This is a genomic window from Comamonas sp. 7D-2 (genome assembly GCF_022749555.1).
Lineage (GTDB): Bacteria > Pseudomonadota > Gammaproteobacteria > Burkholderiales > Burkholderiaceae_C > Comamonas > Comamonas thiooxydans.
In genome coordinates, this window is record NZ_CP094238.1 from 1803737 (window position 1) to 1828642 (window position 24906).

24 protein-coding genes and 2 tRNA genes are annotated in these 24906 nt (G+C 63.4%); 12 read left to right on the top strand and 14 right to left on the bottom strand.

The features are described 5' to 3' along the window. Positions 1 to 43: 43 nt before the first annotated feature. On the top strand, positions 44 to 2347 hold the full coding sequence (locus MPZ60_RS08310; RefSeq protein ID WP_034359207.1) for a DUF1631 family protein: 2304 nt from the start codon (positions 44 to 46) through the stop codon (positions 2345 to 2347). Here the strand turns inward: MPZ60_RS08310 and MPZ60_RS08315 are convergent. After that, a complete protein-coding gene (locus tag MPZ60_RS08315) occupies positions 2344 to 3381 on the bottom strand; it encodes a P1 family peptidase (RefSeq protein WP_052057687.1) in 1038 nt (345 codons plus the stop codon). The genes MPZ60_RS08310 and MPZ60_RS08315 overlap by 4 nt on opposite strands. A 162-nt stretch (positions 3382 to 3543) precedes the next feature. On the opposite strand from MPZ60_RS08315, the gene MPZ60_RS08320 reads away from it, so the two are divergent. Next, positions 3544 to 4380 carry a MetQ/NlpA family ABC transporter substrate-binding protein gene (locus MPZ60_RS08320; RefSeq protein ID WP_034359209.1) on the top strand — a complete coding sequence of 279 codons (837 nt, stop codon included), beginning with the start codon at positions 3544 to 3546 and terminating at the stop codon, positions 4378 to 4380. A gap of 206 nt (positions 4381 to 4586) precedes the next feature. Then, positions 4587 to 5429 carry a MetQ/NlpA family ABC transporter substrate-binding protein gene (locus MPZ60_RS08325; RefSeq protein ID WP_034359211.1) on the top strand — a complete coding sequence of 281 codons (843 nt, stop codon included), beginning with the start codon at positions 4587 to 4589 and terminating at the stop codon, positions 5427 to 5429. Between the two features lie 3 nt (positions 5430 to 5432). Here MPZ60_RS08325 and MPZ60_RS08330 read toward each other — a convergent pair whose 3' ends face one another. Continuing rightward, on the bottom strand, positions 5433 to 6635 hold the full coding sequence (locus tag MPZ60_RS08330) for a leucine-rich repeat-containing protein kinase family protein (protein ID WP_034359213.1): 1203 nt from the start codon (positions 6633 to 6635) through the stop codon (positions 5433 to 5435). A gap of 65 nt (positions 6636 to 6700) precedes the next feature. Between MPZ60_RS08330 and MPZ60_RS08335 the strand changes: the two genes are divergently transcribed. Together MPZ60_RS08335 and MPZ60_RS08340 are read left to right on the top strand one after the other, a co-directional pair. Next, positions 6701 to 7678: an SMI1/KNR4 family protein gene (locus MPZ60_RS08335; RefSeq protein ID WP_034359217.1), complete on the top strand. Its 978-nt coding sequence runs from the start codon at positions 6701 to 6703 to the stop codon at positions 7676 to 7678. Position 7679: 1 nt separating this feature from the next. Next, the gene (locus MPZ60_RS08340) at positions 7680 to 8189 is read left to right on the top strand and encodes an ankyrin repeat domain-containing protein (protein WP_034359219.1); all 510 of its coding nucleotides are present in this window, start codon (positions 7680 to 7682) and stop codon (positions 8187 to 8189) included. A gap of 57 nt (positions 8190 to 8246) precedes the next feature. On the opposite strand, the gene MPZ60_RS08345 is transcribed toward MPZ60_RS08340, so the two are convergent. From MPZ60_RS08345 to MPZ60_RS08380, 8 genes are all read right to left on the bottom strand, one after another. Then, on the bottom strand, positions 8247 to 8615 hold the full coding sequence (locus MPZ60_RS08345; RefSeq protein ID WP_003063394.1) for a copper-binding protein: 369 nt from the start codon (positions 8613 to 8615) through the stop codon (positions 8247 to 8249). 24 nt (positions 8616 to 8639) lie between these two features. Further along, positions 8640 to 9128, bottom strand: coding sequence for a DUF411 domain-containing protein (locus tag MPZ60_RS08350; protein WP_034359222.1), 489 nt, complete (start codon positions 9126 to 9128; stop codon positions 8640 to 8642). 19 nt (positions 9129 to 9147) lie between these two features. Continuing rightward, positions 9148 to 9630, bottom strand: coding sequence for a plastocyanin/azurin family copper-binding protein (locus MPZ60_RS08355; RefSeq protein WP_034359224.1), 483 nt, complete (start codon positions 9628 to 9630; stop codon positions 9148 to 9150). A gap of 15 nt (positions 9631 to 9645) precedes the next feature. Next, entirely contained in the window at positions 9646 to 11052 is a 1407-nt protein-coding gene (locus MPZ60_RS08360) for a multicopper oxidase family protein (protein ID WP_034359227.1), read from the bottom strand. 1 nt (position 11053) lies between these two features. Continuing rightward, on the bottom strand, positions 11054 to 12499 hold the full coding sequence (locus MPZ60_RS08365) for a TolC family protein (RefSeq protein WP_034359229.1): 1446 nt from the start codon (positions 12497 to 12499) through the stop codon (positions 11054 to 11056). After that, positions 12496 to 12855 (bottom strand): hypothetical protein, encoded by a 360-nt coding sequence (locus MPZ60_RS08370; protein WP_034359233.1) that lies wholly within the window; start codon positions 12853 to 12855, stop codon positions 12496 to 12498. Before MPZ60_RS08370 ends, MPZ60_RS08365 begins: the two co-directional genes overlap by 4 nt. 115 nt (positions 12856 to 12970) lie before the next feature. Next, entirely contained in the window at positions 12971 to 13432 is a 462-nt protein-coding gene (locus tag MPZ60_RS08375; RefSeq protein WP_034359235.1) for a hypothetical protein, read from the bottom strand. A 104-nt stretch (positions 13433 to 13536) separates the two neighbouring features. Beyond that, entirely contained in the window at positions 13537 to 15684 is a 2148-nt protein-coding gene (locus MPZ60_RS08380; protein ID WP_034359238.1) for a cation-translocating P-type ATPase, read from the bottom strand. A 39-nt stretch (positions 15685 to 15723) separates the two neighbouring features. Here MPZ60_RS08380 and MPZ60_RS08385 point away from each other — a divergent pair, with 39 nt between their 5' ends. From MPZ60_RS08385 to MPZ60_RS08400, 4 genes are read left to right on the top strand one after another with little or no spacing between them, the layout of a single operon-like run. After that, positions 15724 to 16197, top strand: a complete 474-nt coding sequence (locus tag MPZ60_RS08385; RefSeq protein ID WP_034359240.1) for a Cd(II)/Pb(II)-responsive transcriptional regulator — start codon at positions 15724 to 15726, stop codon at positions 16195 to 16197. A gap of 57 nt (positions 16198 to 16254) precedes the next feature. Then, positions 16255 to 17058 carry an ABC transporter permease gene (locus MPZ60_RS08390; RefSeq protein ID WP_003077169.1) on the top strand — a complete coding sequence of 268 codons (804 nt, stop codon included), beginning with the start codon at positions 16255 to 16257 and terminating at the stop codon, positions 17056 to 17058. A 13-nt stretch (positions 17059 to 17071) separates the two neighbouring features. Then, positions 17072 to 18061, top strand: coding sequence for an MlaD family protein (locus MPZ60_RS08395; RefSeq protein WP_034359242.1), 990 nt, complete (start codon positions 17072 to 17074; stop codon positions 18059 to 18061). Further along, on the top strand, positions 18058 to 18762 hold the full coding sequence (locus tag MPZ60_RS08400) for a hypothetical protein (RefSeq protein ID WP_034359245.1): 705 nt from the start codon (positions 18058 to 18060) through the stop codon (positions 18760 to 18762). The genes MPZ60_RS08395 and MPZ60_RS08400 overlap by 4 nt, the downstream gene beginning before the upstream one ends. 92 nt (positions 18763 to 18854) lie before the next feature. Here MPZ60_RS08400 and MPZ60_RS08405 read toward each other — a convergent pair whose 3' ends face one another. Continuing rightward, the gene (locus MPZ60_RS08405; RefSeq protein WP_003063368.1) at positions 18855 to 19892 is read right to left on the bottom strand and encodes a porin; all 1038 of its coding nucleotides are present in this window, start codon (positions 19890 to 19892) and stop codon (positions 18855 to 18857) included. 577 nt (positions 19893 to 20469) lie between these two features. On the opposite strand from MPZ60_RS08405, the gene MPZ60_RS08410 reads away from it, so the two are divergent. Together MPZ60_RS08410 and MPZ60_RS08415 are read left to right on the top strand one after the other, a co-directional pair. Continuing rightward, positions 20470 to 20546: transfer RNA gene (locus MPZ60_RS08410), tRNA-Pro, on the top strand. 169 nt (positions 20547 to 20715) lie between these two features. After that, a tRNA-Pro gene (locus MPZ60_RS08415) sits at positions 20716 to 20792 on the top strand. Between the two features lie 130 nt (positions 20793 to 20922). Here the strand turns inward: MPZ60_RS08415 and MPZ60_RS08420 are convergent. From MPZ60_RS08420 to fepB, 3 genes are read right to left on the bottom strand one after another with little or no spacing between them, the layout of a single operon-like run. Further along, the gene (locus tag MPZ60_RS08420; RefSeq protein WP_034356606.1) at positions 20923 to 21963 is read right to left on the bottom strand and encodes an iron chelate uptake ABC transporter family permease subunit; all 1041 of its coding nucleotides are present in this window, start codon (positions 21961 to 21963) and stop codon (positions 20923 to 20925) included. Then, a complete protein-coding gene (locus tag MPZ60_RS08425; RefSeq protein ID WP_034356610.1) occupies positions 21960 to 23012 on the bottom strand; it encodes an iron ABC transporter permease in 1053 nt (350 codons plus the stop codon). The genes MPZ60_RS08420 and MPZ60_RS08425 overlap by 4 nt, the downstream gene beginning before the upstream one ends. 3 nt (positions 23013 to 23015) lie before the next feature. Beyond that, positions 23016 to 23954, bottom strand: coding sequence for a Fe2+-enterobactin ABC transporter substrate-binding protein (gene fepB / locus MPZ60_RS08430; protein ID WP_034356612.1), 939 nt, complete (start codon positions 23952 to 23954; stop codon positions 23016 to 23018). Between the two features lie 118 nt (positions 23955 to 24072). Here fepB and MPZ60_RS08435 point away from each other — a divergent pair, with 118 nt between their 5' ends. Beyond that, on the top strand, positions 24073 to 24876 hold the full coding sequence (locus MPZ60_RS08435; protein ID WP_034356615.1) for an ABC transporter ATP-binding protein: 804 nt from the start codon (positions 24073 to 24075) through the stop codon (positions 24874 to 24876). The last annotated feature ends 30 nt before the right edge of the window (positions 24877 to 24906 follow it).

The following is a 24906-nucleotide window of genomic DNA, read 5'->3' on the forward strand; positions in this document are numbered from 1 at the left end:
AAAATGTCTCCAGCATCGGCTGGAGCGGGTATTCTTAGGGGCTATGAGCCTCGCACATGCATCCGTTTCCGTGCTGCGCACCTGCCTTGTCCAGGTGGTGCGTGGCGCTGATGCATTCGCGCTGCGATTGTTGCAGCGCACCGAATATGCGTTGGAGCAATCGCTTTCGACGGGTTCCCACTCTGTAAGGCGCGATGTGCTCGGCGCTGCGCTGCATAACCTGCAGCAGCACCGGGCCTCGGTGATCAGCAGCTTCCCGCAGAATTTGCTGGAGGCGCTGGTACTGTCAGCGCGCCAACCTTTTTCCTTTTCTGCACAGACGCTGGATACTGTCACTGGCCGGCTTTTGCCATTGGCGGCCATGGCCGAGTCGGCCAGCCGCCAGCTCAAGGCCGAGCACAAGCTGGTGCAGATGGTCGAGCCCCAGGTCGAGCTGGCGCTGGCCGATCTGGATGCGTTGATGAGCGGCGCTCAGGGGCTTGAATCCGCTCGGCCAGAGTGCAATCCGCTGCGGCTGGAGAACTATGTACGCGCTTTGAGCCAGTCGTTGACGGCTGTTCAGCCCGCCACGGAAGTGGCCGATTGCTGGCATGAATTCATGTCGCAGCAGCTGGGCTCGATTCTGGCTTCTGAATATTCCCGTGCTGCCAATTTGCTGCGCCAGCATGGCGTGCAGCCTGCTCGCTATGGCGCGGACGGTGACACCCGGCCTCAATGCCTGTTGACCTTGCGGCTGTTGCAGGAGTTGGCCTCAGATCTGCGCTGGATTGATGATTCGCGCTGCACCGTGCCCCAGTCGCTGACGGACTCCATGCTGGCGGGTTGGCCGGCGACCGAGCCGGCCTCTATCGCGCCTGTGCAAGATTCGGGGCTGGAGCCAGGCTGGACTTCGTATTCGGCCAATGCGCTGCAGACTTCGCAACAACCCTGGGTACCCAGTGCTCTGAGGGGATTGCGCGCACCACAGCCCAGTCAGGCGCCCAGTGCTCTGATTCAGATACGCACGCTGCAGCGAATGATGAGCCATATGACCAGCGACGGCCGCCTGCTGCCGCCGGTGCAGCGGGTCTTGTTGCGGCTTGAACCCATGTTGAGCCAGTTGGTGGCGCAAGACGGTGTTTTCTTTGAAGATCGCTTGCACCCGGCACGGCAGTTGCTGGACGAGCTGACGGCTCGCAGTCTCTGGTTTGCCAGCGAATCTGCTCTGGGATTTGCCCACTTCATCACCGTGGCAGAGGCTGCGGCGAACCAGTTGGCTAGTGCAGGGCAGGCAAATGCCAATGTATTTGCCCGAGTGCTGCAATTTGTGCGCGAGCAGTGGCCGCCGGAAGGTCGTATGAGCCGCATTGCGGCGCTGAGCCAGCATACCGAAGTCGAGCATTCCACGCGGCAAGGGCTGATGAGTTCGGCGCTGGGGCTGGTCGATCGTCAAGTTGTGAGCGCCATCGAGCAGACCAAGCCCGATGCCCTGCAACTGGCGCAAATGATTCGCAGCTTGCCCAGTGCCAAGGGGGTGCCTGAAGATATTCTGGATTTTGTGACCGGCCCGTGGGCCGGTGTGATTGCCCAGGCACAGCTGCGGGCCGAACCAGGGCAGGAGCGCGACCCGGGTGGCTATCTGGCGCTGGTGCCCAGCCTGCTGTGGAGCGTGTCGCCGCAGGCCGCTCAGGATGTGACGCGGCTGGTGGCCATGGCGCCCAAGTTGCAGCGCCGCCTGGCGCGAGGCTTGCGCAGCGTGGGCCGCACGGATGTCGAAATCGCCGCACTGGCGGCCCGGCTGGGAAGCCTTCAGCAGCGGGTATTGGATGCGGCCGAGGCTGCGGGCCAGTCCGGCTCCGACGAATTTGCCAGGGTGGATGTACTTGGTGAACTGCCCAGCGTGCTGGCGGGGCTGGATGGCGCCTCAGAAACCGTGCGCGCAGGACTGGATATCACCTTGCCGGTACTGACCGACAGAGTCGAGGATCCGCCATCAGTGGCCGTGATGCGAGAGGCGCAGGTTCAGGCTGCAACCCATTCCTCAGGACCTGTCTTCAAGACCACAGCGCCGCAAAAGATAGTCAGTGCTCCATTGGACGAGACTGAAGCAGTTGTTTCTGCTCCCATGCCGACGCATGCATCCATGGGGCAGAGCAAGCCTGCTGATGTTGCCGAATGGCCTTTGGGCACCTGGGTGGAGTTGTGCAACGAGCGCCAGCAACTGCGCACCAAGCTCACCTGGGTCAGCCCGCAGCAAAGCCTGTTTCTGTTTACCGCCGAAGACGGAAGCACCCAGTCCATGACGCGCCGCATGCGCGATAAATTGTTGACACAGGGGCAGTTGCGGCGACTTGAGGCGATGGCCTAGCTTCTTGCGCTTAAATCCCGGTGGCTGGGTAGTGTCGTCTGGCCTTCGATCTGTACCGATTGAGCCAGCAAGACGGCGCGTGCGGTGGCTATGGCCACGGCTTCGGCCGCCAAGGTGCTCAGCGTCATCATTCCCGGCGATTTTCCGCTGCGGGCCGTGCCCAGAGCAAACAGGCTGTCGCCATCGCTCATGGTGTGCACGGGGTTGATGGCACGTGCCAGGCCATCATGGGCTACCACGGCCAGGCGGTGGGCCTGGGCCTTGGTGATAGCGGCGTCGGTCGCTACGACGCCTATCGTGGTGTTGCTGCCGGCCAGAATCGGCCTGGGCTCTTCGCCCGCCAGCAAGGCATCGCGGGTGCCGTGCAATTGCAGGCCGTCTGCCGTGCGTGCCCCGGCCAGCAACTCACCGTTGAAGGGGTTGAATACATCGCCCAGCGCATTGCAGGCAATGATGGCTCCTACGGTGACGCCATCGACAGTAAAGCTGGCCGTGCCTATGCCGCCCTTCATGGCGCGTTCGTGGCCGAAGACCTTGCCCACCACGGCGCCAGCGCCAGCGCCTACGCTGCCCTCGGCGGGTCGCCCGGTGCCGGAGTCCTGCCCCGCATTCCGGCAGGCGGCATAGCCGGCCGCAGCATCGGGGCGTATGCGCATATCGCCCATCATTACGTCAAACAACACGGCTGCCGGCACCAGCGGAATCCGGCCCACGCCGATATTCAGGCCGGCACCTTGCTCTTCCAGCCAGCGCACGGCCCCTGTGGCTGCGTCCAGCCCCCAGGCACTGCCGCCGGCCAGCATGATGCCGTGGACCTCCTGCACCAGATTGCTGGGGTGCAGCAAATCGGTCTCGCGCGTGCCAGGGGCTGCGCCGCGCACATCCACACCGCCCACGGCACCCTGGGGGCACAGCACGACGGTGCAGCCCGTGGGGCGGTGCGAGTCGCTGAAATGGCCCACGGAAATGCCCTGCACACGGCCGATATGGCCTTCGTGCGCGAGCAGATCCTCAATAGTTGAAAAAGCGCTCATGCCAGTACTCCTTGTATTTCTTATATATTTTTATGGATAAACAGATGGTTTTTTATTCTTTAGGGTTTGCCCGTGTAGGGGTCATACTTGCTCACATTGTTGCAGCTCGGTAAACAAATGAGAGCCGTGCTGCCCACGTGTATCCAATTCCAGGAGAGATCCATGCCCGCCCATTTTTCTTTTGCTGCCAGCCGCCGTGCCGTTCTGGCCACTGCCGCAGTAGCATTGCTGGCGACTGCCGGTGTACCTGCTCTGGCACAGGACCCGGCCAAAAAGAACCTGCTGATTGGCGCCACCGCCGGCTCCAATTACGACCTGCTGCAAAAAGGCATAGTGCCCCAGCTGCAGAAAAAGGGCTACCAGATCAAGCTGATCGAGTTCAACGACTATGTGCAGCCCAATCTGGCGCTGTCCGATGGCTCGCTGGATGCCAATTTCTTCCAGCACCGTGCCTATTTCGATCAGTTCACCACGGATCGCAAGCTGGCGCTGACTGCGATTGCCCAGGGCCCGGTGGCACCCATGGGTGTGTACAGCAAAAAGCACAAGTCTCTGGCCGATATCAAGAGTGGCGCCAAGGTGGCTCTGCCCAATGACCCCAGCAACCTGGCGCGTGCATTGCTGGTGTTGCAGCAGGCAGGCCTCGTCAAGGTCAAGGAAGGGGTGAACCCGGCCCGTATCTCCGAGCTGGATCTGGCCGCCAATCCCCACAAGCTCAAGTTTGTGGCGCTGGAGGCAGCCCAGTTGCCGCGTGTGCTGGAAGACGCCGACTATGTGGTGGTCAATGGCAACTTTGCCGTTTCCTCGGGTCTGAAGCTGAGCGAGGCCGTGGTGCTGGAAAAGACTCCCGATCTGTACCTGAACGTGGTGGCCGTGAAGACCGGCAACGAAAATAGCCAGTGGGCCAAGGATCTGTCCGCTGCCTACCGCTCGCCAGAGTTCAAGGCCGTGGTGGACAGCCAGTTCCCCGGCTACTCCAAGCCTGCTTTCCTGAAGTGATGGGGTTGGACTGAATACGCCAAGGGCCGCGATGCGGCCCTTTTTTCATGCCCGTGGATTTGCTGGTTTTAGATGAAAAGCAAATAAGAGCATGGGTTTTTATTGGTTGGAATTTGCGCCCGCGGTCTGGATACTGCAAAGGCCTCTGCATGGATGCAGAGTCAGACCTTTGATATCAAAACACGGTACATCAACGAGGAGCAAGCATGACCCATCTTTTTTCCGTGGCACGGCGCCGCCGCAGTCTTCTGGCCACCACTTTGCTGGCAGGCGCTGCACTGGTCATGGGCGTCTTGCCGGCGGCGGCCCAGGACGCGGGCAAAAAGCAATTGGTGATTGGCGGCACGGCAGGCTCCAACATTGATCAGCTGCAATACGGCATCGTCCCCATCCTGCAGAAAAAGGGCTACAAGGTGCGTCTGGTGGAGTTCAACGACTATGTGCAGCCCAATCTGGCCCTGGCCGATGGCTCGCTCGATGCCAACTTCTTCCAGCATGAGGTCTATTTCAACCAGTTCAAGGGCGACCGCAAGCTGGATCTGACGGCCCTGATACAGGGGCCGATCGCGCCCATGGGCGTCTACAGCAAGCAGCGCAAAAGCCTGGCCGACCTGAAGGAGGGGGATCGCATTGCCCTGCCCAACGACGCCAGCAATCTGGCTCGGGGCATTCTGCTGCTGCAGCAGGCGGGGCTGGTCAGGCTCAAGGAAGGCGTGAACCCGCTGCGCGTGTCCGAATTGGATCTGGCCTCCAATCCCAAGAAGATCAAGCTCGTGCCCCTGGATGCGGCTCATCTGCCGCGCGCGCTTGATGATGCACAGTACGCCATCATCAACGGCAACTTTGCGATTTCCTCGGGCCTGAAACTGTCGGATTCGGTGCTGCTGGAAAAAACGCCCGAGCATTATCTGAACATCGTGGCTGTCAAGACCAAGGACAAGGATGCGCAATGGGCCAAGGATCTGGCTGCAGCTTACAAGTCCGCCGAGTTCAAGGGCGTGGTGGACAGCAAGTTTGCGGGTTATGCCAAGCCCGCATTCTTGCAATAAGACTCAGCCGACAAGAGCCTGAACCTCGTTTTCCAGGTGACGCAGCGCACGCAGCTCGATCTGCTGCAGCTGCGCTTGCTGCGTTTCGGGCAGGCCCTGCAAAAGCGCGGCGGCGCCAAAGTCGCTGAGCACGGCCTGCCCGGTCTGCAGATTGCACAGGATATTGTGGGCATACAGATCTCCATGCAGCAGACCACGGCCGTGCAGATGGGTGATGGCAGAACGTATGCCTTGCAGCAGCAGCTGGACCTGGTCGGCTTGCAGGCGAAGTTCGGGGTCATAGACATCTCGTGTGCAGCTGTTGAAGCTGGGCGGCCCGGCCAGCGGGTGCATGGCTGAATCCAGCAGGGGCAGGGCCGTGGCCATTTGTCCGTCAGGAGCGCCCAGAACCTGCGCCAGCGGCGTCAGCAGATGAGGGTGCTGTCCTGCCGCAATGCCTGCCGCCAGTTCGGATTGCGGCGTGCCGTCGCTGGTCTGGGCGGCCTTGAAAACCTTGAGTGCCAGATCCTGTCCGTTGAGGCTGGCGCGGTAGATATGGCCGCTGGCGCCTTCGCCCAGTTTGCCTGTGATCTGCAGATTCTGATAGAAAATTGGCTCAATCCCATGCCCTGAAATCGTATCCAGCTCCTGTTTTTGAGTCATTGGATTACCTGCCAGCGCCAGCCATGCCAGGCGAGGAAGCCGGAAGATGACTTCGGGAGCATCTTCGAAACGGTTGCTTGCAATGCGCAGCAATTCCAGCGTCTGGCAATGCTTCAGGCTCTGGGGCAGCTGCCTCAGCTGGTTGCACGACAGCATGAGCTTTTGCAGGCGCGTGCAGTGGACGATAGACTCGGGCAGCTGCTGCACGCGGTTGTCCGTGAGAATCAGCCAGCGCAATCGCGGCGGCAGGCTCTCCTCCGGCACATGCGCGATGCGGCAGGCCTTGAAGCCAATCATTTCGAGCTGTGGCATGCGGCCCAGCACGCGGGGCAGTTCGCTGAACGGATTGTTCGAGGCAAACAGAATGCGCAGCCGCGCAAAGCGCGTCAGATCATCGGGCAGAGTACTGAGCCGGTTACCCGACAGATCGAGGATCTCCAGCGTCTCGGCCAGCTGATACAGCGCGGCGGGGAACTCGGTCAGCCCATCGCAGAGCCTGATATGGTGTGCGCGGGCCAGTGAACCATTGGCCAGCCCGGAGTGAAACTGCTCTAGCGTCAACATAGGACGCGCAGTCTAAGCCCTACGCACCCCATGCACCCCAAACACACAATGCACGGAATGCCTGCATGAAAATCTTCAAAGACCTGCCTGCGCTGGTGCAGGCATTGCCCGAACTGACGCTGAGCGACTGGGTGGATCTGCCTGCCGATGCCGCTGCCCAACTCGATGCGCCACATCAGTCCCCGCCAGCAGGTCTGCTGGCTCAGCCTGCCTTGCGCTTTGTGGTGCGCTATGCGAATGAGGTGTCGCGCATGGGCTATGTGCCGTGGATGCCGGTGGCGATGCTCGCTCAGATGCACTGGCCTTCACCCTCGGACGCGGTGGCATGGTCTTGTTTTCTGCAGGCCGAGTTCGGGCGCAGCCAGCGCTTTGTAGAAAACCATGATGTGTGGGATGAGGCCGACCTGCCCGAGCCGTATTGGCTGCCCGCCGATGCTTCGCTCGATCAGCGGCTGGCCCACTGGTATCAAGGCCTGCAGGCTCATGCCTGGATGGATGAAGAGCCCGCCCAAGCCAGGCCATTCAGCCGGGCCGAGCTGCGCCTGTGCGAATGGCGCCTGGGTTGCAATCTGCCCGAGTCCTTGCGTGACTATCTTTTGCAGCTCGGTGTGCTGGACTGGGCCGAGCGCTTGCTGAGTCCGCGCTTTGATCTCATGGCGCCGGATACAGACATGGATGCCATCGGTTCGGTGCAAGTCGTGTTTCCGGGCATCGCCGATATTGTGGAGATGAGTGCGCCGCAACAGGCGCTGGCCTTGAAGGCGCAGTTGAGCGAGCTGGTGGTGTTCGGGGACTACCTGGGCAATGGCAATCTATGGTGCTTTGACCGTCGCGATGGCTCTGTCTGGTATCTGGACCATGACAGCAACCCCTTGCTGACCCGTATGTTCGACGATGTGGGCGACTATCTGGACGCGCTGGCCTTGATGTCGCTATGCCGCAGTCACGCCGTGGCCCAGGGGCGGGATGATGGCGATGAGCAGGCCGAAGTGCTGCTGGAAAAGCGCTTTGGGCGGGCGCTGATCAGGAAATGGATGTACTGAAATGAGTATGAAACTGCTCAAGGCCGCTGAAAAAGGCGATATTGCTGCGCTGGAGTTGCGCCTGAGGGACGGTGACGATATAGCCTATGTGCAAAAGAGCACAGGTCTCAATGCGCTGATCACGGCCCTCAATTGCGGCAACGATGCCGCGGCCCAATGGCTGGTGGAGCAAGGCAGTCCGCTGGATCAGGTGAGTCTGGCAACGGGCATGACCGCCACCGCCTGGGCGGCCTTCAACGGGCGCACAGAGATGCTGCAAGTGCTGCTGCAAGCGGGGAGCGACCTCGACAGGACCGGGGATGACAAGGGCCGAACCCCGTATCTGATGGCCGTGGACCATGGCGCGTGGGAGGCTGTGCGCTGGTTCTGGTCGGCCGGGGTCGATCTTCGGCGCAGAGATGCCCAGGGTCGCAATGCCTTTGATCTGCTGGTGCACAGCGGTCGTGATGTGCCCGGGGATGTACTGGAGCGCGTGGCAGGCCATGCGGGAGTGACATCCACGGGGTTGTGACGGGATGACGATGCCATGCTTGCATGGCATCGTCATCGCTTTAACGGCGGGACTGCATCAGGACGCTGGCTGGATGCGGGTGATGATCAGCGAGCCATCCTTGTCCTCGGCGCGAAACAGCACCTTGTCACCGGCTTTGAAATCGTTGGACTGGCTGGCGTCCGCCAGCGCAAACACCATGGTCATGGGAGGCATGTCCAGGTTCTTGATTTCTTCGTGGCGAATCGTCAGCTTGCCTGTGCGCTTGTCCACGCGGGTGATTTCACCGGCGGTCAATGCATCGGCCTGAGCTGCAGGTGCGGTTGCAGAAGTGCCTGCTGCCGCGCCGTGACCGGCGTGTGCCGAGTGATCCTGCGCCAAAGCGGGAGTGGTCAGCGCAAAGCCCAGGCTCAGGGCTGCCAAAGTGGTGTGAAAGAGGTTTCTCATCATGTTCTCCTGAATTGAGGGGGGTCAGCCGCGATAGCTGGTGAAGACCGAGGTGCTGACATCGCTGCGCATCAGGCTTTGGGTGACCAGCAGCACGTCGTAGGGGTCTTTGCGGCCACCGTACTCGGGGCCGTCCATGCCGGGACTGCCAATTGGCATGCCCGGTACGGCGATGCCCAGCGCCTTGGGTTTTTGCTTCAGCAGCTTGTGCACATCGGCGGCAGGCACATGGCCTTCGACCAGATAACCGCCCACCAGGGCTGTATGACAGGAACCCAGGCGGGTAGGCAGGCCCAGTTTGGCGCGTACGGCGCTGTTGCCCACGTCATGCACCTTGACGGCGAAGCCAGCCTGCTCCATCAGGGCAATCCAGTCCTTGCAGCAGCCGCAGTTCGGGTCTTTCCAGACCTCCATGGCAATCTTGGCAGGAGTGGCTGCCATTGCTGGCAGCGCAGCCATGCCGGCAGCGGCGGCCAGCAGATGCAGGACGTGGCGGCGGTTGGTGCTTGTCATCGGGAATTCCTTTCTTGCGTTATTCGGTGACGGTGAAACGCCCCGTCATGCCGGCCTGGTAATGGCCGGCGATCAGGCAGGCGAAGTCGAATTCGCCTGCGCGGTTGAAGCTCCACACCATGTCTTCGGTCTGGCCTGTGGCCACATGGGCCATATAGGGTTCGGCATGTTCCATGCCGGGGTACTTGAGCATCATCTGCGCGTGCTCATCGAGCGATGCCCGGGTGCCCAGCACCATCTCGTGCATGAGAAGGCCTTTGTTGACCACGCGCAGGCGCAGGGTTTCGCCCTTTTTCACGCTGAAATGACTGGGGCTGAAGCGCATGTCGTCCGTCATCTCGATGGTGATGGTGCGCTGGGCCTCCCTGGTCTCGGCAGCAATGCCCCAGGGCTTTTGCTCCTTGACTACGGGACCGCTGGCATGGGCGTTGTTTCCATGCGCAAAACTTGCACTGACGCTTGCTGCCAAAGCGCAGGCAGCTATGAAATGAACAGTCTTCATGGGAGTCTCCTGGCATCAGTGCTGGGTGTGTGCACCCGTGGCGGGGCCGGTTTCGGGTTTGCGTACGGTGGCGGCTCCGGGAGCGGTGCCGGGCGTGCTCTGGCGGGGGGCCTTGGCATCGAAAGGTGCGCCCTGCCATTCATAGGCACGGGTCCCTTTGGGCTGCTGGTACCAGCCGGGGTCCTTGTAGTCGTTGGCCCCCAGGTTTTTGCGTACCTTGAAGCTGGTGAACATCCCGCCCATTTCGATGGGGCCGTAAGGGCCCTGGCCGGTCATCATGGGGAAGGTGTTGTCGGGCAAAGGCATTTCCATGGCGCCCATATCGCCCATGCCGCGCTCGCCCATCAGCATGTAGTCGGGCACGATCTTCTGGATCTTGCCCACCAGGCCGCGGTGGTCCACGCCGATCATGGTGGGCACGTCGTGACCCATGGCGCCCATGGTGTGGTGGCTCTTGTGGCAGTGGAAAGCCCAGTCGCCGGGTTCGTCGGCAATGAATTCCACCTGGCGCATCTGACCCACGGCCACATCCGTCGTCACCTCGGGCCAGCGGGCGGACTTTGGCACAGGGCCGCCATCGGTGCCTGTAACCTCGAACTCATGGCCGTGGATATGGATGGGGTGGTTGGTCATGGTCAGGTTGCCCACGCGGATGCGCACCTTGTCGCCCTGACGAGCCACCAGTGGGCTGATGGCGGGGAAGGCGCGGCTGTTGAAAGTCCAGATATTGAAATCCGTCATCTCGTTGATACGCGGTGTCATGGTGCCGGGCTCGACCGCATAGGCGCTGAGCAGAAAGGCATAGTCGCGCTGCACCTTGTCGATCAGCGGGTGGGCTGTCTTGGGGTGGGTGATCCACAAGCCCATCATGCCCATGGCCATCTGCACCATCTCATCCGAATGCGGGTGGTACATGAAGGTGCCGGGGCGGCGCGCCTCGAACTCATAGACGAAGGTCTTGCCCGGCGGGATGTGGGGCTGGTTCAGACCGCCCACACCGTCCATGCCATTGGGCAGACGCTGGCCATGCCAGTGGATGGTGGTGCTCTCGGGCAGGCGGTTGGTGACGAAGATGCGCACCTTGTCGCCTTCCACCACTTCGATCGTGGGGCCCGGCGACTGGCCGTTGTAGCCCCACATATTGACGAAAAATCCGGGCGCCACCTCGCGCACCACGGGCTCGGCCACGAGGTGGAACTCCTTGACGCCCGCATTCATGCGCCAGGGCGTGGTCCAGCCGTTGAGCGTGACCACGGGTTGGTAGGGGCGACCGTTGGGCGGCATCAAAGGCGTAGCCGTGTCGGCGCTGCCTTGCATGACGGGTTCGGGCAGGGCCGCCATGGCAACCCGGCTGACGGCCATTGAGGTTGTGGCGGCTGCCACTGCAGTGGCAGCGCCAGTGAAAAAGGATCGGCGTTGCATATCAGTGACCTGCTGCGGCTTGTGCAGCGGGCGCTGCGCTGGTGTTGACGGTGGGGGTGGTTCCTGGCGATGTGCCTGTCAGGGCCAGGCGCAGATCGGTCTCGGCCAGCCAGAAGTCGCGCTGTGCCTCGGTGGCGGTCACCACCGCTTGCGTGGTGCTGCGGGCCTGGGCCAGCAGTTGCCACACACTCATGAACATGCCGTTGTAGCGGTAGACGGTTTCTTCCTGCATCAGCTTGGCCAAGGGCAGAACCTCGGCCTGCTGCTGCTGGGCCAGGTCGTAAGCCGTGCGATAGGCCAGCCAGTTGCTGCGGGCTTCGCTGCGTGCGCGTATGGCGTTGTCGCGCAGCAGCGATGCGCTGCGCAGAACCTGGTTGCGTGCCATGCCGCGCGCGGCAAAGCCCCAGTCAAACAGCGGCAGCGGCACGTCGAACTCCCAGCCTTGCGTCTTGTCGCTGTGGCCGGTGGCGCGTTCAGTACTGGTGTTGTTGCTGTAGCTGGCGCCGATATCACCAAAGATGGTGCCAATCGTGGCCCAGCCCTGGCGGCCGGCGGTCACATCAAGGTCGCGGCGCAGAGCGCCCAGATCCAGCCGCTGGCGCAAGGCGGTGGCTTCGGCGTCATCGCCGCCGCGCAGCTCGGTGGCTTTGGGCAAGGCGGGCAGTTGCTCGGGCAGCTTGTAGGCCAACTGCTCGCCCCACAGGCCCATGCGGCGGGCCAGCTGCTCGCGTTCCAGCTGGGCGTTCAGACGCGCGCGTGCCAGCTGGGCGGCGGCCTGCTGCTGCTGGGCCAGCTCTCTGGCCTGGTCCATCTTGCTGAAGTTGCCGACCTGGGCCATGCGGCGGGCCAGCTCGCCGCCCAGGGCCGCTGCCTCGTGCATGCGCTCGTTGGCGGCCAGGGCTTGCTCGGCTGCCACGGCGCGCAGCCATGCGCGGCGTGTGTCGGAGGCCAGCAGCAGCACCTGCTGGGCGGCCGTCAGCGTGGCCTGTTCCATCTGCCAGCCCTGCCAGCGGCTGCGCCAGGGCAGGGTGATGAGCTGCACCAGCCCAAAGCTGAGTTGGCGCTCGATCTCGCGCTCGTGGCCGTTGCGAAAGCGGCCGAAGGTAAAGCTGGGGTTGGGCAGGGTCAGCACTTGCACGCGCTGCGCGTCGGCAATGCCGAGCGCAGCCAGCTGGGCCTGCAGACCAGGGTTGTTGAGCAGGGCGATGCGCACGGCGGTGTCGGCATCGACAGGGGCTTTGAGCCAGTCGGCAATCTGGGTCTGCGCATCCTGCAGGGCCTGGGCGTCCGGCGACGGCAGCTGTGCACCCGCGGGCAGCCTGCCTTCGGTATGTCTGGCCACGTCGCCGCGAAGTCCGTCGGGCGAGATGCTGGCGCAGCCGGCCAGCACAAGTGTGAGTGACATTGCGGCGAGCAAAGGCGTGGCTTTGAATGCAAGGCGCTTCATGGCTGGCCTCCGTGATGGTGCTGATGTGCGGAAGCACCGCTGTCCGGGGCTGGGCCGGAGGCATTGCCCTGGGATTTCTCCCACCTGAGCACATCGCCATGGCCGCGCGGGAACTCGCTCACCGCGGCATTGGCGGCCTTCCAGTCACCGGGCTGGGCGACGATGGCCGCGCTGGCGGCAAGTGGCTGGTGCTGCAGCGCCAGCGTGGGAGCATCGGGATCGAAAACGCGGTTGCCGTTGGCTGGGGATTGGGCCACCGGGAGAGTCGACGCAGGCGTCTGGGCCAGGACTGGCGGGCTGACGCCGGTCATGAGCAAAGCCATGGCTGTCAAAGAAAGAGGATGCGCGTGGCGCATAGAGGATTCCTGTCGTCTAAAACCGGGAGAAGGTCCGCAGCCTTGAGCGTTTGACGGCTCGAAACTAGACAGCAAGCACGATGGCTGCCATCAAAATGCGGACGCACCTAGGGCGTCAGAGCGCAGAAATCGGTGGTTTGACGAGGTCGGCAGGCGCTGCGCTGGCAAAGCGCGCTGCACCATGGGCCGGCTGGGCGGCCATGGGGAGGCTGGAGTGAAGCGTCAGCAACTCGGGGTTGGCCAGCGTCGAGTGGCAGATGCCGCAGGCCGTGCAATGGCCTTCATGCTGGTGGCAGTCGCTGTCGGCGGCATTGGCGCTGCAGTTGACGGTCCCTGCAGGGCCTGCCTTGTGGGACGCGGCCATGTCGTGATGCGGCTGTGCGTCGGCCGCGAGGCTTGCATGCGCGTGGTGCACAGCGGCTGCCATGGCGGCCACTTCGTCCAGGCTCTGCGTCTGCACAAACGCATGTCCCATGTGATGGGACTGGTCGGTGTTCTGCTCCATGGCCATGGCATCGCCTGCCAGGCCGCGCAGGGCCAGCAGCAAAACCAGGAACAAGGAGAAAAAGCGACGCATGGGCTGAATGATAGCGAAGGGCGGGGTTTAGTTCCCCGCCCGGTGCAGTAAATCGTAAATTAGATAGCTGCTTGCGCTTGCCGATCAAGGGTTAAGGTCGAATTTCATGTGTTTTCAGGCCTGTTCCCCCAATGGCGCAGGCGCAGGCCATTGGCGACCACCAGCAGGCTCACGCCCATATCGGCCAGCACGGCCAGCCACATGCTGGCATTGCCGCTGACGGCCAGAATGAAGAAGGCCAGCTTGATGCCCAGGGCCAGGCTGATGTTCTGCCACAGCACGCTGTGAGCGCGCTGCGAGAGATCGACCACCTCGGGGATACGGCGCAGGTCGTCGTTCATGAGCACCACATCGGCAGTCTCCATGGCCATGTCGGTGGCATGCATGCCGCCCATGGCAAAGCCTATATCGGCCTGGGCCAGCGCCGGCGCGTCGTTGATGCCGTCGCCGGTCATGGCCGTTGGGCCGATGTCGCGCTGCAGCTCGCTCAGGGTCTTGAGCTTGTCCTCGGGCAGCATATTGCCGCGCGCATCGCTGATGCCCGCTTCTGCGGCCACCGTGCGCACGGTGGCGCTGTTGTCGCCGCTGAGCACAATGGGCTTGACACCAAGCGCCTGCAACTGGGCCACGGCCGCCTTGGCCTGCGGGCGCAGCGGGTCGGCCACGGCAAACAGCGCCTGCACGCCCTGTTCATTGGCCAGCAGGGTGACGGTGCGGCCCTGTTGCTCCTGCAGCATCAGCGCGGCCTTGAGCTCGGCACTGTCCCAGCCTTGCTCGCCCACCCAGCGCAGATTGGCCAGCGTCCAGCGTTCACCGTCGATCTGGGCCTGCACGCCGCGGCCGGGCAGGGCCTGCAATTGCTGAGCCGAGGCCTGGGCTGTGGCAAGTTCCTTGCCTGTCTGCTCCTCCAGCCCTTGGGCAATCGCGCGCGATACGGGGTGGTCGGAGCGCGATGCCAGAGCATAGGCGCGGGCTGCGGCTTCATCGCTGCTCGCAGCATTCCAGCCCTGCCAGTCCACCAGCTTGGGTGAGCCCGTGGTCAGCGTGCCGGTCTTGTCGAGTGCGATGGCCTTGAGCTGGCGGGCCGATTCCAGTGCGCTGCCTCCCTTGATGAGAATACCGCGCTTGGCAGCAGCCGTGAGCGCGCTGACCACGGTGACGGGGGTGGACAGCACCAGGGCGCAGGGGCAGGCGATGACCAGCAGGGCCAGGGCCTGGTAAGCGGCCTGATGCCAGCTCCAGTTCAGCAGCCAGGGCGCGAGCAGGCCCAGGGCAATCGCCAGCACCAGCACGATGGGGGTGTAGACCTCGGCAAAGCGGTCGACAAAGCGCTGGGTGGGAGCCTTCGAGGACTGCGCCTGCTCCACGGCATGGACGATGCGTGCAATCAGGCTGTCGCTGGCCGGCGCGGTTACACGCAGGTGCAACTCGCCGTCCTGGTTGATGGAGCCTGCATACAGTTCGTCGCCCGGGCCTTTGTGCGCCAGCGCGCTCTCGCCCGTGATGGGGGCCTGGTTGACCGAGCTTTCGCCCTCGGTGACCAGACCGTCGAGTGGGACGCGAGCGCCGGGCGTCACGCGCAGCACGGCGCCCAGAGGCACCTCGTTGGCGGCCATGCGCACAGTGCTGCCGTCGGGCTGCAGCACATCGGCGGTCTCTGGCGCCAGTTGCAGCAGATTGCGGATGGCCAGGCGGGCCTTGTCCATGGCCTGGTCTTCGATGCGCTCGGCCGCCGCATAAAGGGCCATGACCATGGCGGCTTCGGGCCACTGGCCGATGATGAAGGCGCCGGTGACGGCCACCGCCATCAGTGCATGAATTCCGAGCTTGAAGCGCAGCAGATCCTTGAGGCCGGCCTTGTAGACCCCCAGACCCGACAACGCGATACCCAGCACGGCCAGTGCCATGCCCAGATATTGAAGCGTCGAGTTGGCGTCGTCGCCGCCAAACCAGTGGCAGGCCTCGGCCGCCAGAGCCGCCGCCAGAGCGGCGTAGATGCGCGGCCAGCCGGGCAGCACGCCATGGTCGTGAGCATGGTCATGACCGTCACCCTCATCGTGAGCCTGGCTCTTGGCTGGCTCGTTGATGGAAAACGGTGCACAGCAGCCGGTTCCGCAGGCTGATGTGGCTGTGGCGGCAATAGGTTTCGAAGTGGCTGGCACATGTTCATGCGGATGTGCATGGTCGTGATCATGTGAATGACCATTGTGGCCGCCGCCATGGGCGTGGGTGGACAGGCTTTCTTGCTTCATGGCAGTATTGAAAACAGTAAAGTCACTTCAAGGTCAAGCATGTCCCTCAATTCGCACGATATTCCGCGCTGGCGCATTGGCGAGGCAGCGAAGCGTTCCGGCATCGCCGCGGCCAATATCCGTTACTACGAGAAGGAGCAACTGCTCTCGCCTGGCATGCGCGAGGACAACCAGTACCGTCTCTACACCGATGGTGATGTTCACAGGCTGCGCTTTATTCGGCTGTGCCGGGCCATGGATATGTCGCTCGACGAAGTGCGAACACTGCTGGCGCTCGATGGTGCGCGCAAGGCCGATTGCGTGGCTGCCAACAAAACCCTGGACGCCCATCTGAGCCATGTGCGCGAGCGACTGGCCGAGCTGCAGGCTCTGGAGCATGAGCTGATGCAACTGCGCAGTCAGTGCGACGGCTCGGACAGCTTTTGTCACATCATCGAGGCCTTGCATGCCCAGGCCGATGAGCCCTTGCCCGAAGGCTTGCAGGGCAGTGCTGCGGCAAAGCGCCATGTCTGACAGGCGGCAACCGTGGCGGCTGCGCCCGTACCCTGAAGTGGACGCTATCATTCCTGCATGAGCTGGAGTGAAACCACCATCAAGCTGCCGGGGCGGATCTGGGCCGCGCTGGGCGCGCAGGCCCTGGCGTGGTGGCGCAGCATTTATCTGACAGCCGTGCTGCTGGTGCTGGTCAGCTCGCCGTCGAGCTACCAGAAGCGCGGGCGGGCCATGCTGGCCCAGCAGATGTTTGCGCAGACTGCCCCCATACTCACAGGCTTTACCGCGCTGGCGGCCCTGCTGTGTGCGGTGATTGCGCGCATCGTCATTGTCACCGCACAAAGTTACGGCCTGTCGCGCTATGCACTGGATCTGGTGGTGCGGGTGATGGTGATCGAGCTGATACCGCTGACGGCCGCACTGTTTGTGGCCATGCGCTGCACCATTCCAGCCGGCGTGCAGGTGGTGCAGATGCGTATGCAGGGCCAGCTCGCGAAGTGGAAGACGCAAGGCATTGACCCCGTCCGTGCGGCGCTGGTGCCGCGTGCGGCGGCGGGCGTGTTTGCCGCCATCACACTGGCCGCACTCAGCTGCATCGTGGCCTTGGTCACCGTGTATCTGAGCGTCTACGGCTTCAGCCTGGCCGGGTTTGGTGCGTACACACGCATCTTTGGTCAGATCTTCACACCGTCGCTGACGCTGGTGTTCGTGCTCAAGACCTGGTTTTTCAGCCTCACGGTGGCCGTCATGCCGCTGGCCTCTGCCATGTACACGCCGGTTGCACGGCACCGGCAGGGCGGGGCGGAGCTGGGTGGCTTTGCACGCATGTTTGCCGTGTTGCTCCTGATCGAGGTGATCTCGCTCATGGGTAACTATTACTGAAAAGGATGGAGCCATGAGCGAAACGCGTATGGCCGAGGAGCAGCTGATTGACGAGGAGTTGCTCAGCCTCAAACCCGTCGCGCACCTGCGCGCCAAGGCAGCCGCGCTGCTGGCGCTGACCCTGGTCTTGATTCTGAGTGCTGCTGCTTATCTGCTCTATGCGCGCGGGGTGTTCGAGCCCACGCAGCGTCTGGTGCTGACGGCCGATGACTCCGAAGGCGTGGTCGTGGGCATGGACATGACCTTCTCGGGCTTTCCCATAGGCCGCGTGCGCAAGATAGAGCTGGCCAAGGACGGCTCGGTTCGCATTCTGGTCGATGTGACCGAGAAGGATGCCCACTGGCTGCGCCAGTCCAGCGTGTTCACGCTGGTCAAGGGCCTGGTGGGCGGTACCACCATCAAGGCCTATACCGGCATGCTGGACGATGCGCCGCTGCCGCCGGATTCCGTGCGACCCGTGCTCAGCGGCGACGCCACGGCAGAGCTGCCCCAGATCATCAATTCCGCCAAGGAGGTGCTGGCCAATGTGGCTGCACTGACCGCCACGGATTCGGCCTTGGGCGGATCACTGGCCGAAGTGCGCAAGCTGGCCGAGCGCATGCAGGGCCAGGGCGGGGTTCTCGGAGCGGTGCTGGGCAGCGACGAGGAAGCGAAGAAGGTCGGCCAGATGCTGGAGCGCGCCAACTCCCTGCTCGGACGCATGGACCGCATGGTGGCGCGCGCCGACAGCCAGGTCTTCGATGCTAATGGCGTCATGCCCCAGGTCAAGGCCACCATGGAGCAGCTCAACGGCTTGTTGGCCGATACGCGCAAAAGCATGGCCAAGGTCGATGCCGTACTGGCCGATATGCAGGTGGTGGGCAGCAATGCCCGCGAGGCCTCGACCGACCTGGGTGCGCTGCGCGCCGAGGTCGAAAGCAATCTGCTGAGGCTGGAGTCCGTGCTCAACGATCTGCAGCGTAAATGGCCGTTTTCCCACAAGCCGGAGTTGAAGCTGCCATGACGCAAAAAATCAAGAAAAAACAGACTCTAGGCCAATGGGGTAGAGCGCTGGCTGCTATATCCGTCATAGCGATTTCGGCCTGTGGCAACCAAGCCCCGGCACCGGATTGGGCCTTGAGTGCCGAAGCTGCGGCGCAAAAAGCTACTCAGGCCTATTTGCGGGGGCATCAGCGCGTGGAGGCGCTGCAGTGGCAGAAGGCGCGTGATGCCGTGGCCAGCACCGGCCAGCCCGCGCAGGCCGCCAAGCTGGAGCTGATGCGCTGCGCGGCGCAGGTGGCCAGCCTGGACTGGAACAGTTGCCCGGCCTATGAGGCGCTGGCGCAGGATGCGGGCAAGCCAGAGCAAGCCTATGCCCGCTATCTGCAGGCGAGTCCGCAAGCCGGTGATATAGAGCTTTTGCCCGAGGCGCAGCGCGGCGTGGCGCGGCAGTTGCTCGGCGGTGGAACAGGTGTAGCCGCTACGGCTGAGATCAAGGATCCGCTATCGAGACTGGTGGCTGCGGGTGTGCTGCTGCGTGGCGGCGCTGCGGTGCCTGACCTACTGCGGCAAGGCGTCGATACTGCTTCGGAGCAAGGCTGGCGCAGGCCTTTGATGGCCTGGCTTCTGCTGCAACTCAAGGCAGCGCAGCAGGGCGGCGATGTGGAAAAGCAGGCGCAGCTGCAGCGTCGGCTGAAGCTTCTGGAGACATCCGCACCCAAGTGAATAGGCCGGCCACCGGATTGAAAATGAAAAAGCGAGGCCTGAGCCTCGCTTTTGAGTGGATGGCGAGCCAGAGGCTCGCTCAAACCCGGTGCTTAGAAGCGGTGACGGATACCGGCGATCAGGCTGGTGCCGGTCTTGGGATTGGCATCGGTCACGCGGTCGTACATCAGAGCGGTGTAGACATCGGTGCGCTTGGACAGGAAGTGGTCGTAGCCCAGGGTCGCTGTGGTGCGGGTGGCGTCGGTGGCCGCTTCGTACTTGGTGCGGGCCACGGCGGCCTTGACAGTACCGGGGGTACCGGAGACAGGAATGTCCAGACCCAGCGAGTAGGTCTTGCTCTTGCTATCCAGATCCTTGACCTTGGCCTGGCCGTAGGTGGCGTAGAGCTTCACGACATTGAAGTTGTAGCTGCCGCCGACCATCCAGTCGCTCTTGGTGGGCATGACTGTGCCGCTGCCGGGGTTGGTGATCTGGTCGCGCTCGTAGAAGGCCGTCAGGCTCAGAGGACCGTTGAAGTACAGGGCGTTCACGCCGACGTTCTTCTTGCTCTTGTTGCCAGGAGTCGTTTGCTCGCCGAACTGGTAGTAGACATTGGCAGTCAGACCGCCGAAGCTAGGTGTCGTGTAGACCAGCATATTGCTCCAGCCGGTGTCGGCGGGCGTTGTCAGGCGGTTGCCGCCCCAGGCTGCGGTGGGCGTGTTCGCGTGCAGCACCAGAGGCGAGATGGTGAACGAATCGCCGAAGGGGTTGGTCAGAATGGTGGGCAGGAAGTTGGGCGCCTTGTCGCGGCCCAGGCCGATGCGGCCGAAATTGCCGTTCAGGCCGATGTTGGCATCGCGCGAGAAAAAGGTATCGCCGGGGAAGCGGCCGGGTTCACCCGTGTCCATGCGCATGAAGGCGGTGAGGTTGAAATCGACCTTCAGGCCGCCGCCCAGGTCTTCCGTGCCCTTCAGGCCCCACCAGGAAGTGGTCATGCCGCCGGAGCCGACAACGCCCTTGCGATCCTGGCCGGCCATTTTGACCGAGCCGGCATACATATCGGCCAGTCCGGTCAGTTGCACATTGCTCTGGGCAAAAGCGGCGCCGGAGCAGGCCAGGGCTGCAGCCATGGCGATAAAAGCAGTCTTCATGAGTGTCCTCTCGAGTTAGATATTGGATTTACGTTTTGAAATATAGCGGGGGTTTGTATACAGCTTGCTCTGCAGTTCCGCGGATGCCGATGAAATCATCTTTTCAGCGATATGACAGTGGTTTTTTTACCTCAAGGACTCAGGGAAATCTCTTGTGTGCACCGTGTTGGTGCTATCGATATTGCCGTGCAAAGCGGCTGGATGAAGCCAGCCGAGCGAGAGTGAGTACTGATGGCTTCGTGATCAAGGAATAACAGTCATTCCTGGTGGACCAGGTTTGATCAGGAGGTTCGGGGATGACAGCGTCAGCGGATGGAACAGGAGTGACTCGGCGATGGATGCCTGCCTGGAATCGCTGAAGCGCCCACTCTTGTCGTTCCCTTGGGTAGTCTTGGTCAGGCCCTGCGCAGGGCTCGCGATTGGCCGGAGTGTGCTGTGCGTGCTGAGCGCTTATGCGGCCGGGTGTGCGTTGATATCAGGCCTGCAGCTTTCAGCACCAGTTCGATACTTTTTTGAAAAAAGTGCGCGTTTTCCCCGGGGAGGGTGTTTTTCCTCCCTATAATTCATCCCATCGACACGGAATGTAGCGCAGCCTGGTAGCGCACTTGCATGGGGTGCAAGGGGTCGCGAGTTCGAATCCCGCCATTCCGACCAAATTGAAAAGGCCTGTGATGAAAATCACAGGCCTTTTTCAATGCCGCTGCGAGGTTTGCTATGAAACCTGCAGCGTCAGATGACCGTCGTGGCTAATAACCGAGCAACTGCTTGAGTTGCAGCCTTCCCAAAAGATGGTCGAAAATCGGTTACAATAGCGTCATCGACACGGAATGTAGCGCAGCCTGGTAGCGCACTTGCATGGGGTGCAAGGGGTCGCGAGTTCGAATCCCGCCATTCCGACCAATCTAAAAGGGCTCCTAACTGTAAAGTTAGGAGCCCTTTTTCTATCCAGGTCGCATGATGTCGTACGCCTCTTCAGGGCGATGGCTCGAAGAGAGATAGAAGTGGTGTCTCAACTTCTGCTGTTGCACTCCTAGCCCTTGCGGGAGCGAAAAAGCAGCCACAGCAGATACACCCCACCCAGCAAGCCCGTCACCAGTCCAATAGGCAGATGCAGGTGCACCGGCGCCCACTGGCTGAGCAGGTCGGCCGCCAGCAGCAGCACGGCCCCCATGGCTGCGGCCGTGAAAAGAGGCACGTCGGGCGACCGGCCCAGGCGCCTGGCCACCTGGGGCGCTGCCAGCGCGATGAACGCGATGGGCCCGGCCGCCGCCGTGGCAATGGCCGTCAGGGCAACGGCGCACATCACCATGACCAGCCGGGTACGCGGCACGTTGATGCCGAGCTGGGTGGCTGCGTCATCGCCCAGTTCCAGAAGGTTGATGCGGCGGGCACACAGCAGCACGACCGGCACGATGGCGACGAAGCTGAATGCGGCTGGCACGACATGCGCCCAGGTCCGCGCACTGAGCGAGCCGGCCAGCCAGCGCTGTGCGGAGACGGCCCGGTCCAGATCGCCCATGACCAGCAGGATGGTGTTCAGGCCCGAGAGCGTGGCCCCCACGCCTATGCCCACCAGCACCAGCCGGTAGCCCCCTGCCACGCGCCGGCCGCTGGACAGCGCGAGCACGACCGCCGCCGTGGCCATGCCCGACAGCACGGCGGCCAGCGATATCCACAGTGGCCCGGCATCGCCCAGTACGATCAGTGCAATCGCCCCGCTGGCAGCGCCCGTGGTGAAGCCGATCACGTCCGGCGAGCCCAGCGCATTGCGGGAGACGGACTGGAAGATGGCACCGGCCATGCCCAGCGCCGCACCCACGAAGACCGCCGTGAGCACGCGCGGCAGCCGCACGCGCAGAACCACGCGCTCGGCGGCGGGGCTGGCGCCCGTGTTCAGCAGACTGTCCAGCACCTCGGCCGGGCTCAGCGACAGGGTTCCCGTGCCCAGCAGCAACACACCCAGCATCAGGGTCAGAACGACCAGTGCCATGCCCGCGGCCAGCGGCCTTGGCCGCCAGCGGAACGAATATGGGCCCCAGCGCAGTACCGAGGTCTTCACGGACGCCTTCATAGCCTGCTTAACCGGTATCTGCACGCCACCCAGACAAAGAACGGCCCGCCGATCAGGCAGGCGACGATGCCCGCAGCCACTTCCGCGGGCGTTGCGATGACGCGGCCGAGCACGTCGGCGCCCAGCAGCAGCACTGCAGCGTAGAGCGCGGACAGCGGCAGGATCCAGCGGTAGTCGGGCCCGGACGAGAGGCGCGCAATATGTGGGGCCACAAGGCCGACAAACGCGATGGGGCCTACGGCAGCCGTGGCTGCGCCGGCCAGCAGCATGACCGCAACGCAGGCTAGTTGAGCGGTGGCGCGGACATTGACGCCCAGCGCCAGGCTCAGGTCATGGCCCAGCGCCATGGCGTTGAGCTGGCCGACAATGGCCCAGGCCGCCGCCAGCCCCGCCGCTACGGCGACCGCCAGCACGGCGGCGTTGGCGTAGCCGCTGCCCTCCAGTGAACCGGCTGCCCAGTGTCGGAAACCGTCAAAGACTTCCGGAGGCGCATTGAGCAGGATGATGCCGGCGCTGGAGGTGAGCATGACGGACAGGCCGGCCCCGGCCAGCACCAGGCGCACCGGGTGCGTGCCCGCCCCCCGAAACTGGCCGAACGCGAAGACGGCCGCGCCGGCCAGCCCCGCGCCGGCAAAGGCGCACCAGACATACTGGGCCACGGTTGTCAGGTCGAAGGCCGTCATGCCGATCAGCACGGCCAGAGCTGCGCCGGCATTGACACCCAGCAGGCCCGGCTCGGCCAGAGGATTGCGGGTCACGGCCTGCATGAGCGCGCCAGCAACGCCCAGGGCCATGCCGGCCAGGATGGCAACCACGGTACGCGGCACGCGCAGCAGGCTGACGACCAGGTGCCGGTCATCGCCCAGGTCGGGCGCGCGCAGCGCGGCGAGGATATCGGCCAGCGCGATGTCGCGCGAGCCCACGGTGATACTGAGCACGGCGACGATACCCAGCGCCAGCGTGCCGCCCGCCAGGCCCAGGCTGCGCCTGCGGCGCAGGTGCGAGTGTGGAGCGGGCCGAGCTACCGCGCTCTGGAGCAATGCGCGCATGGCTCAGTGGAAATGGCTGGCCACGGCATCGACCATCTGTTGCCCGGAGTAGTAGTCGATGCGAAACGATGTCGGCCCCAGCGAATAGACGCGCCGACCGGCGACGGCGGGAAGATTGGCCAGCAGCGGGTCGTCCAGGAAGGCCTGGACATCGCTTTGCGAGGCGCCCAGCAAAAAGACGGCATCCCCGGTGATGGCGGCCGACAGGTTTTCGCGGGAAATGAATTCGAAGTCCGAGGAGCGCGTCACCTGCGCGGCCAGCGTGGGCGGCAGACCTTCCACCTTGAAGCCCAGCGCGGCCAGCAGCCGCGCATGCGGGCTGGCAGGACGGCCGATGGAGTAGCTGCCGGCCAGGTTGTAGGCGACGATGCTGACCGGCTTGGCGGGTGGCGTGATGGATGCGGCGGCCTGGGCGACGTGGGCATCGAAGCGGGCAATCGCCGCCGCTGCCTCCTTCGTGCGACCGGTGATGCTGCCCAACTGCGTGGCGATGTCCTGCCAGGACTGGCTGGAGTAGTCGACCATGACCATGGGAACGCCTTGGACCTGCAGCTCGGAACGGTGCTGGGCCACGCTGTCGGCGCCGGTGGCAGAGGCCACCAGCAGATCAGGGTTGGCGCCCAGGACGGCCTCAATGTCGAACTGCAGGTTGCGGTAGAGCACCTGTACGCCACGCTCGTCGGCAACATGGGCCCATTGCGAGAAAAAGCCCTTGTCGTCGGTCAACCGGCTGGGCGTGGTGGCTGCGGTTGCCGCCACGGGGGCTTCGATGGCCAACAGGATGCCCGTCACGCTGGGCGAGGTGGACACGATGCGCTGCGGTAGCGAGGTCTGCTGCGTGGCGCCCGCCTCGGGGGCGGTGTTGCACTGCATGAGCGCGATACCGGCCAGCACGGACAGTGCCGCAGTTGCGCCCAGGGCGGTAAGTTTTAGTCTGTTCATATCGATCTGACCGTGACAGGGCCGAGTGCATCCAGGTTCTTCAGGGTATTCCTCATTGTAGAATGCATTCCAAATTTGTAATGCCTAAGAACCTATTGCTTGTGGGGCATGACCGGCCATGACACATCGACTGAGTGCTGATGCAGTGACGCTGCGCTACGGCGAGCGCACCATTTCGCAGGGCCTGTCCCTTGCTGTTCCAGATGGTTCCTTTGCCGTCATCGTGGGGCCGAACGCCTGCGGCAAGTCCACCCTGCTGCGCGCGCTGTCGCGCCTTCTGGCACCGGCCATAGGGAGGGTCATCCTGGATGGCAGGCATATCGCGCAATGGCCCGCCAAGGAGGTCGCGCGGCGCCTGGGATTGCTGCCGCAAAGCGCGATCGCGCCCGAGGGCATCACGGTGGCAGACCTGGTGGCGCGTGGGCGCTACCCCCATCAGTCTTTCCTGAAGCAATGGACGAATGCCGACGAGCAGGCGGTGGTCGAGGCCATGCAGGCCACTGATGTGATGGCCCTTTCGGACCGGCTTCTGGACGAGTTGTCAGGCGGGCAGCGCCAACGTGTGTGGATTGCGATGGTGCTGGCGCAGCAGACGCCCATCCTGTTGCTGGACGAGCCCACGACGTTTCTGGACATTGCACACCAGATCGAGTTGCTGGAGTTGCTGGCGGACCTCAACCGGGCCGGCCGCACCGTGATTGCGGTGCTGCACGATCTCAACCAGGCCTGCCGTTACGCCTCACACCTGATCGCCATGCGCGACGGGCGCATCGCCGCACAGGGCAAGCCCGGAGCGATCTTTACCGAGCAATTGGTTGAGGAGGTGTTCGGCCTGTCATCGGTGATCATTCCTGACCCTGTGACCGGGACTCCCCTGGTGGTGCCAAGAGGGCGCAAGGCAATGCATGCCATGGAAGGCTGAAGCGCCTGGGTATCTTCCTGCGCGTCGCTT

What these genes read in the sequence shown, in the direction of transcription:
- MPZ60_RS08310 (WP_034359207.1), top strand. Translation starts at nt 44, where the DNA reads ATGAGCCTCGCACATGCATCCGTTTCCGTGCTGCGCACCTGCCTTGTC.
- MPZ60_RS08315 (WP_052057687.1), bottom strand. Translation starts at nt 3,381, where the DNA reads ATGAGCGCTTTTTCAACTATTGAGGATCTGCTCGCGCACGAAGGCCAT.
- MPZ60_RS08320 (WP_034359209.1), top strand. Translation starts at nt 3,544, where the DNA reads ATGCCCGCCCATTTTTCTTTTGCTGCCAGCCGCCGTGCCGTTCTGGCC.
- MPZ60_RS08325 (WP_034359211.1), top strand. Translation starts at nt 4,587, where the DNA reads ATGACCCATCTTTTTTCCGTGGCACGGCGCCGCCGCAGTCTTCTGGCC.
- MPZ60_RS08330 (WP_034359213.1), bottom strand. Translation starts at nt 6,635, where the DNA reads ATGTTGACGCTAGAGCAGTTTCACTCCGGGCTGGCCAATGGTTCACTG.
- MPZ60_RS08335 (WP_034359217.1), top strand. Translation starts at nt 6,701, where the DNA reads ATGAAAATCTTCAAAGACCTGCCTGCGCTGGTGCAGGCATTGCCCGAA.
- MPZ60_RS08340 (WP_034359219.1), top strand. Translation starts at nt 7,680, where the DNA reads ATGAGTATGAAACTGCTCAAGGCCGCTGAAAAAGGCGATATTGCTGCG.
- MPZ60_RS08345 (WP_003063394.1), bottom strand. Translation starts at nt 8,615, where the DNA reads ATGAGAAACCTCTTTCACACCACTTTGGCAGCCCTGAGCCTGGGCTTT.
- MPZ60_RS08350 (WP_034359222.1), bottom strand. Translation starts at nt 9,128, where the DNA reads ATGACAAGCACCAACCGCCGCCACGTCCTGCATCTGCTGGCCGCCGCT.
- MPZ60_RS08355 (WP_034359224.1), bottom strand. Translation starts at nt 9,630, where the DNA reads ATGAAGACTGTTCATTTCATAGCTGCCTGCGCTTTGGCAGCAAGCGTC.
- MPZ60_RS08360 (WP_034359227.1), bottom strand. Translation starts at nt 11,052, where the DNA reads ATGCAACGCCGATCCTTTTTCACTGGCGCTGCCACTGCAGTGGCAGCC.
- MPZ60_RS08365 (WP_034359229.1), bottom strand. Translation starts at nt 12,499, where the DNA reads ATGAAGCGCCTTGCATTCAAAGCCACGCCTTTGCTCGCCGCAATGTCA.
- MPZ60_RS08370 (WP_034359233.1), bottom strand. Translation starts at nt 12,855, where the DNA reads ATGCGCCACGCGCATCCTCTTTCTTTGACAGCCATGGCTTTGCTCATG.
- MPZ60_RS08375 (WP_034359235.1), bottom strand. Translation starts at nt 13,432, where the DNA reads ATGCGTCGCTTTTTCTCCTTGTTCCTGGTTTTGCTGCTGGCCCTGCGC.
- MPZ60_RS08380 (WP_034359238.1), bottom strand. Translation starts at nt 15,684, where the DNA reads ATGAAGCAAGAAAGCCTGTCCACCCACGCCCATGGCGGCGGCCACAAT.
- MPZ60_RS08385 (WP_034359240.1), top strand. Translation starts at nt 15,724, where the DNA reads ATGTCCCTCAATTCGCACGATATTCCGCGCTGGCGCATTGGCGAGGCA.
- MPZ60_RS08390 (WP_003077169.1), top strand. Translation starts at nt 16,255, where the DNA reads ATGAGCTGGAGTGAAACCACCATCAAGCTGCCGGGGCGGATCTGGGCC.
- MPZ60_RS08395 (WP_034359242.1), top strand. Translation starts at nt 17,072, where the DNA reads ATGAGCGAAACGCGTATGGCCGAGGAGCAGCTGATTGACGAGGAGTTG.
- MPZ60_RS08400 (WP_034359245.1), top strand. Translation starts at nt 18,058, where the DNA reads ATGACGCAAAAAATCAAGAAAAAACAGACTCTAGGCCAATGGGGTAGA.
- MPZ60_RS08405 (WP_003063368.1), bottom strand. Translation starts at nt 19,892, where the DNA reads ATGAAGACTGCTTTTATCGCCATGGCTGCAGCCCTGGCCTGCTCCGGC.
- MPZ60_RS08420 (WP_034356606.1), bottom strand. Translation starts at nt 21,963, where the DNA reads ATGAAGGCGTCCGTGAAGACCTCGGTACTGCGCTGGGGCCCATATTCG.
- MPZ60_RS08425 (WP_034356610.1), bottom strand. Translation starts at nt 23,012, where the DNA reads ATGCGCGCATTGCTCCAGAGCGCGGTAGCTCGGCCCGCTCCACACTCG.
- fepB (WP_034356612.1), bottom strand. Translation starts at nt 23,954, where the DNA reads ATGAACAGACTAAAACTTACCGCCCTGGGCGCAACTGCGGCACTGTCC.
- MPZ60_RS08435 (WP_034356615.1), top strand. Translation starts at nt 24,073, where the DNA reads ATGACACATCGACTGAGTGCTGATGCAGTGACGCTGCGCTACGGCGAG.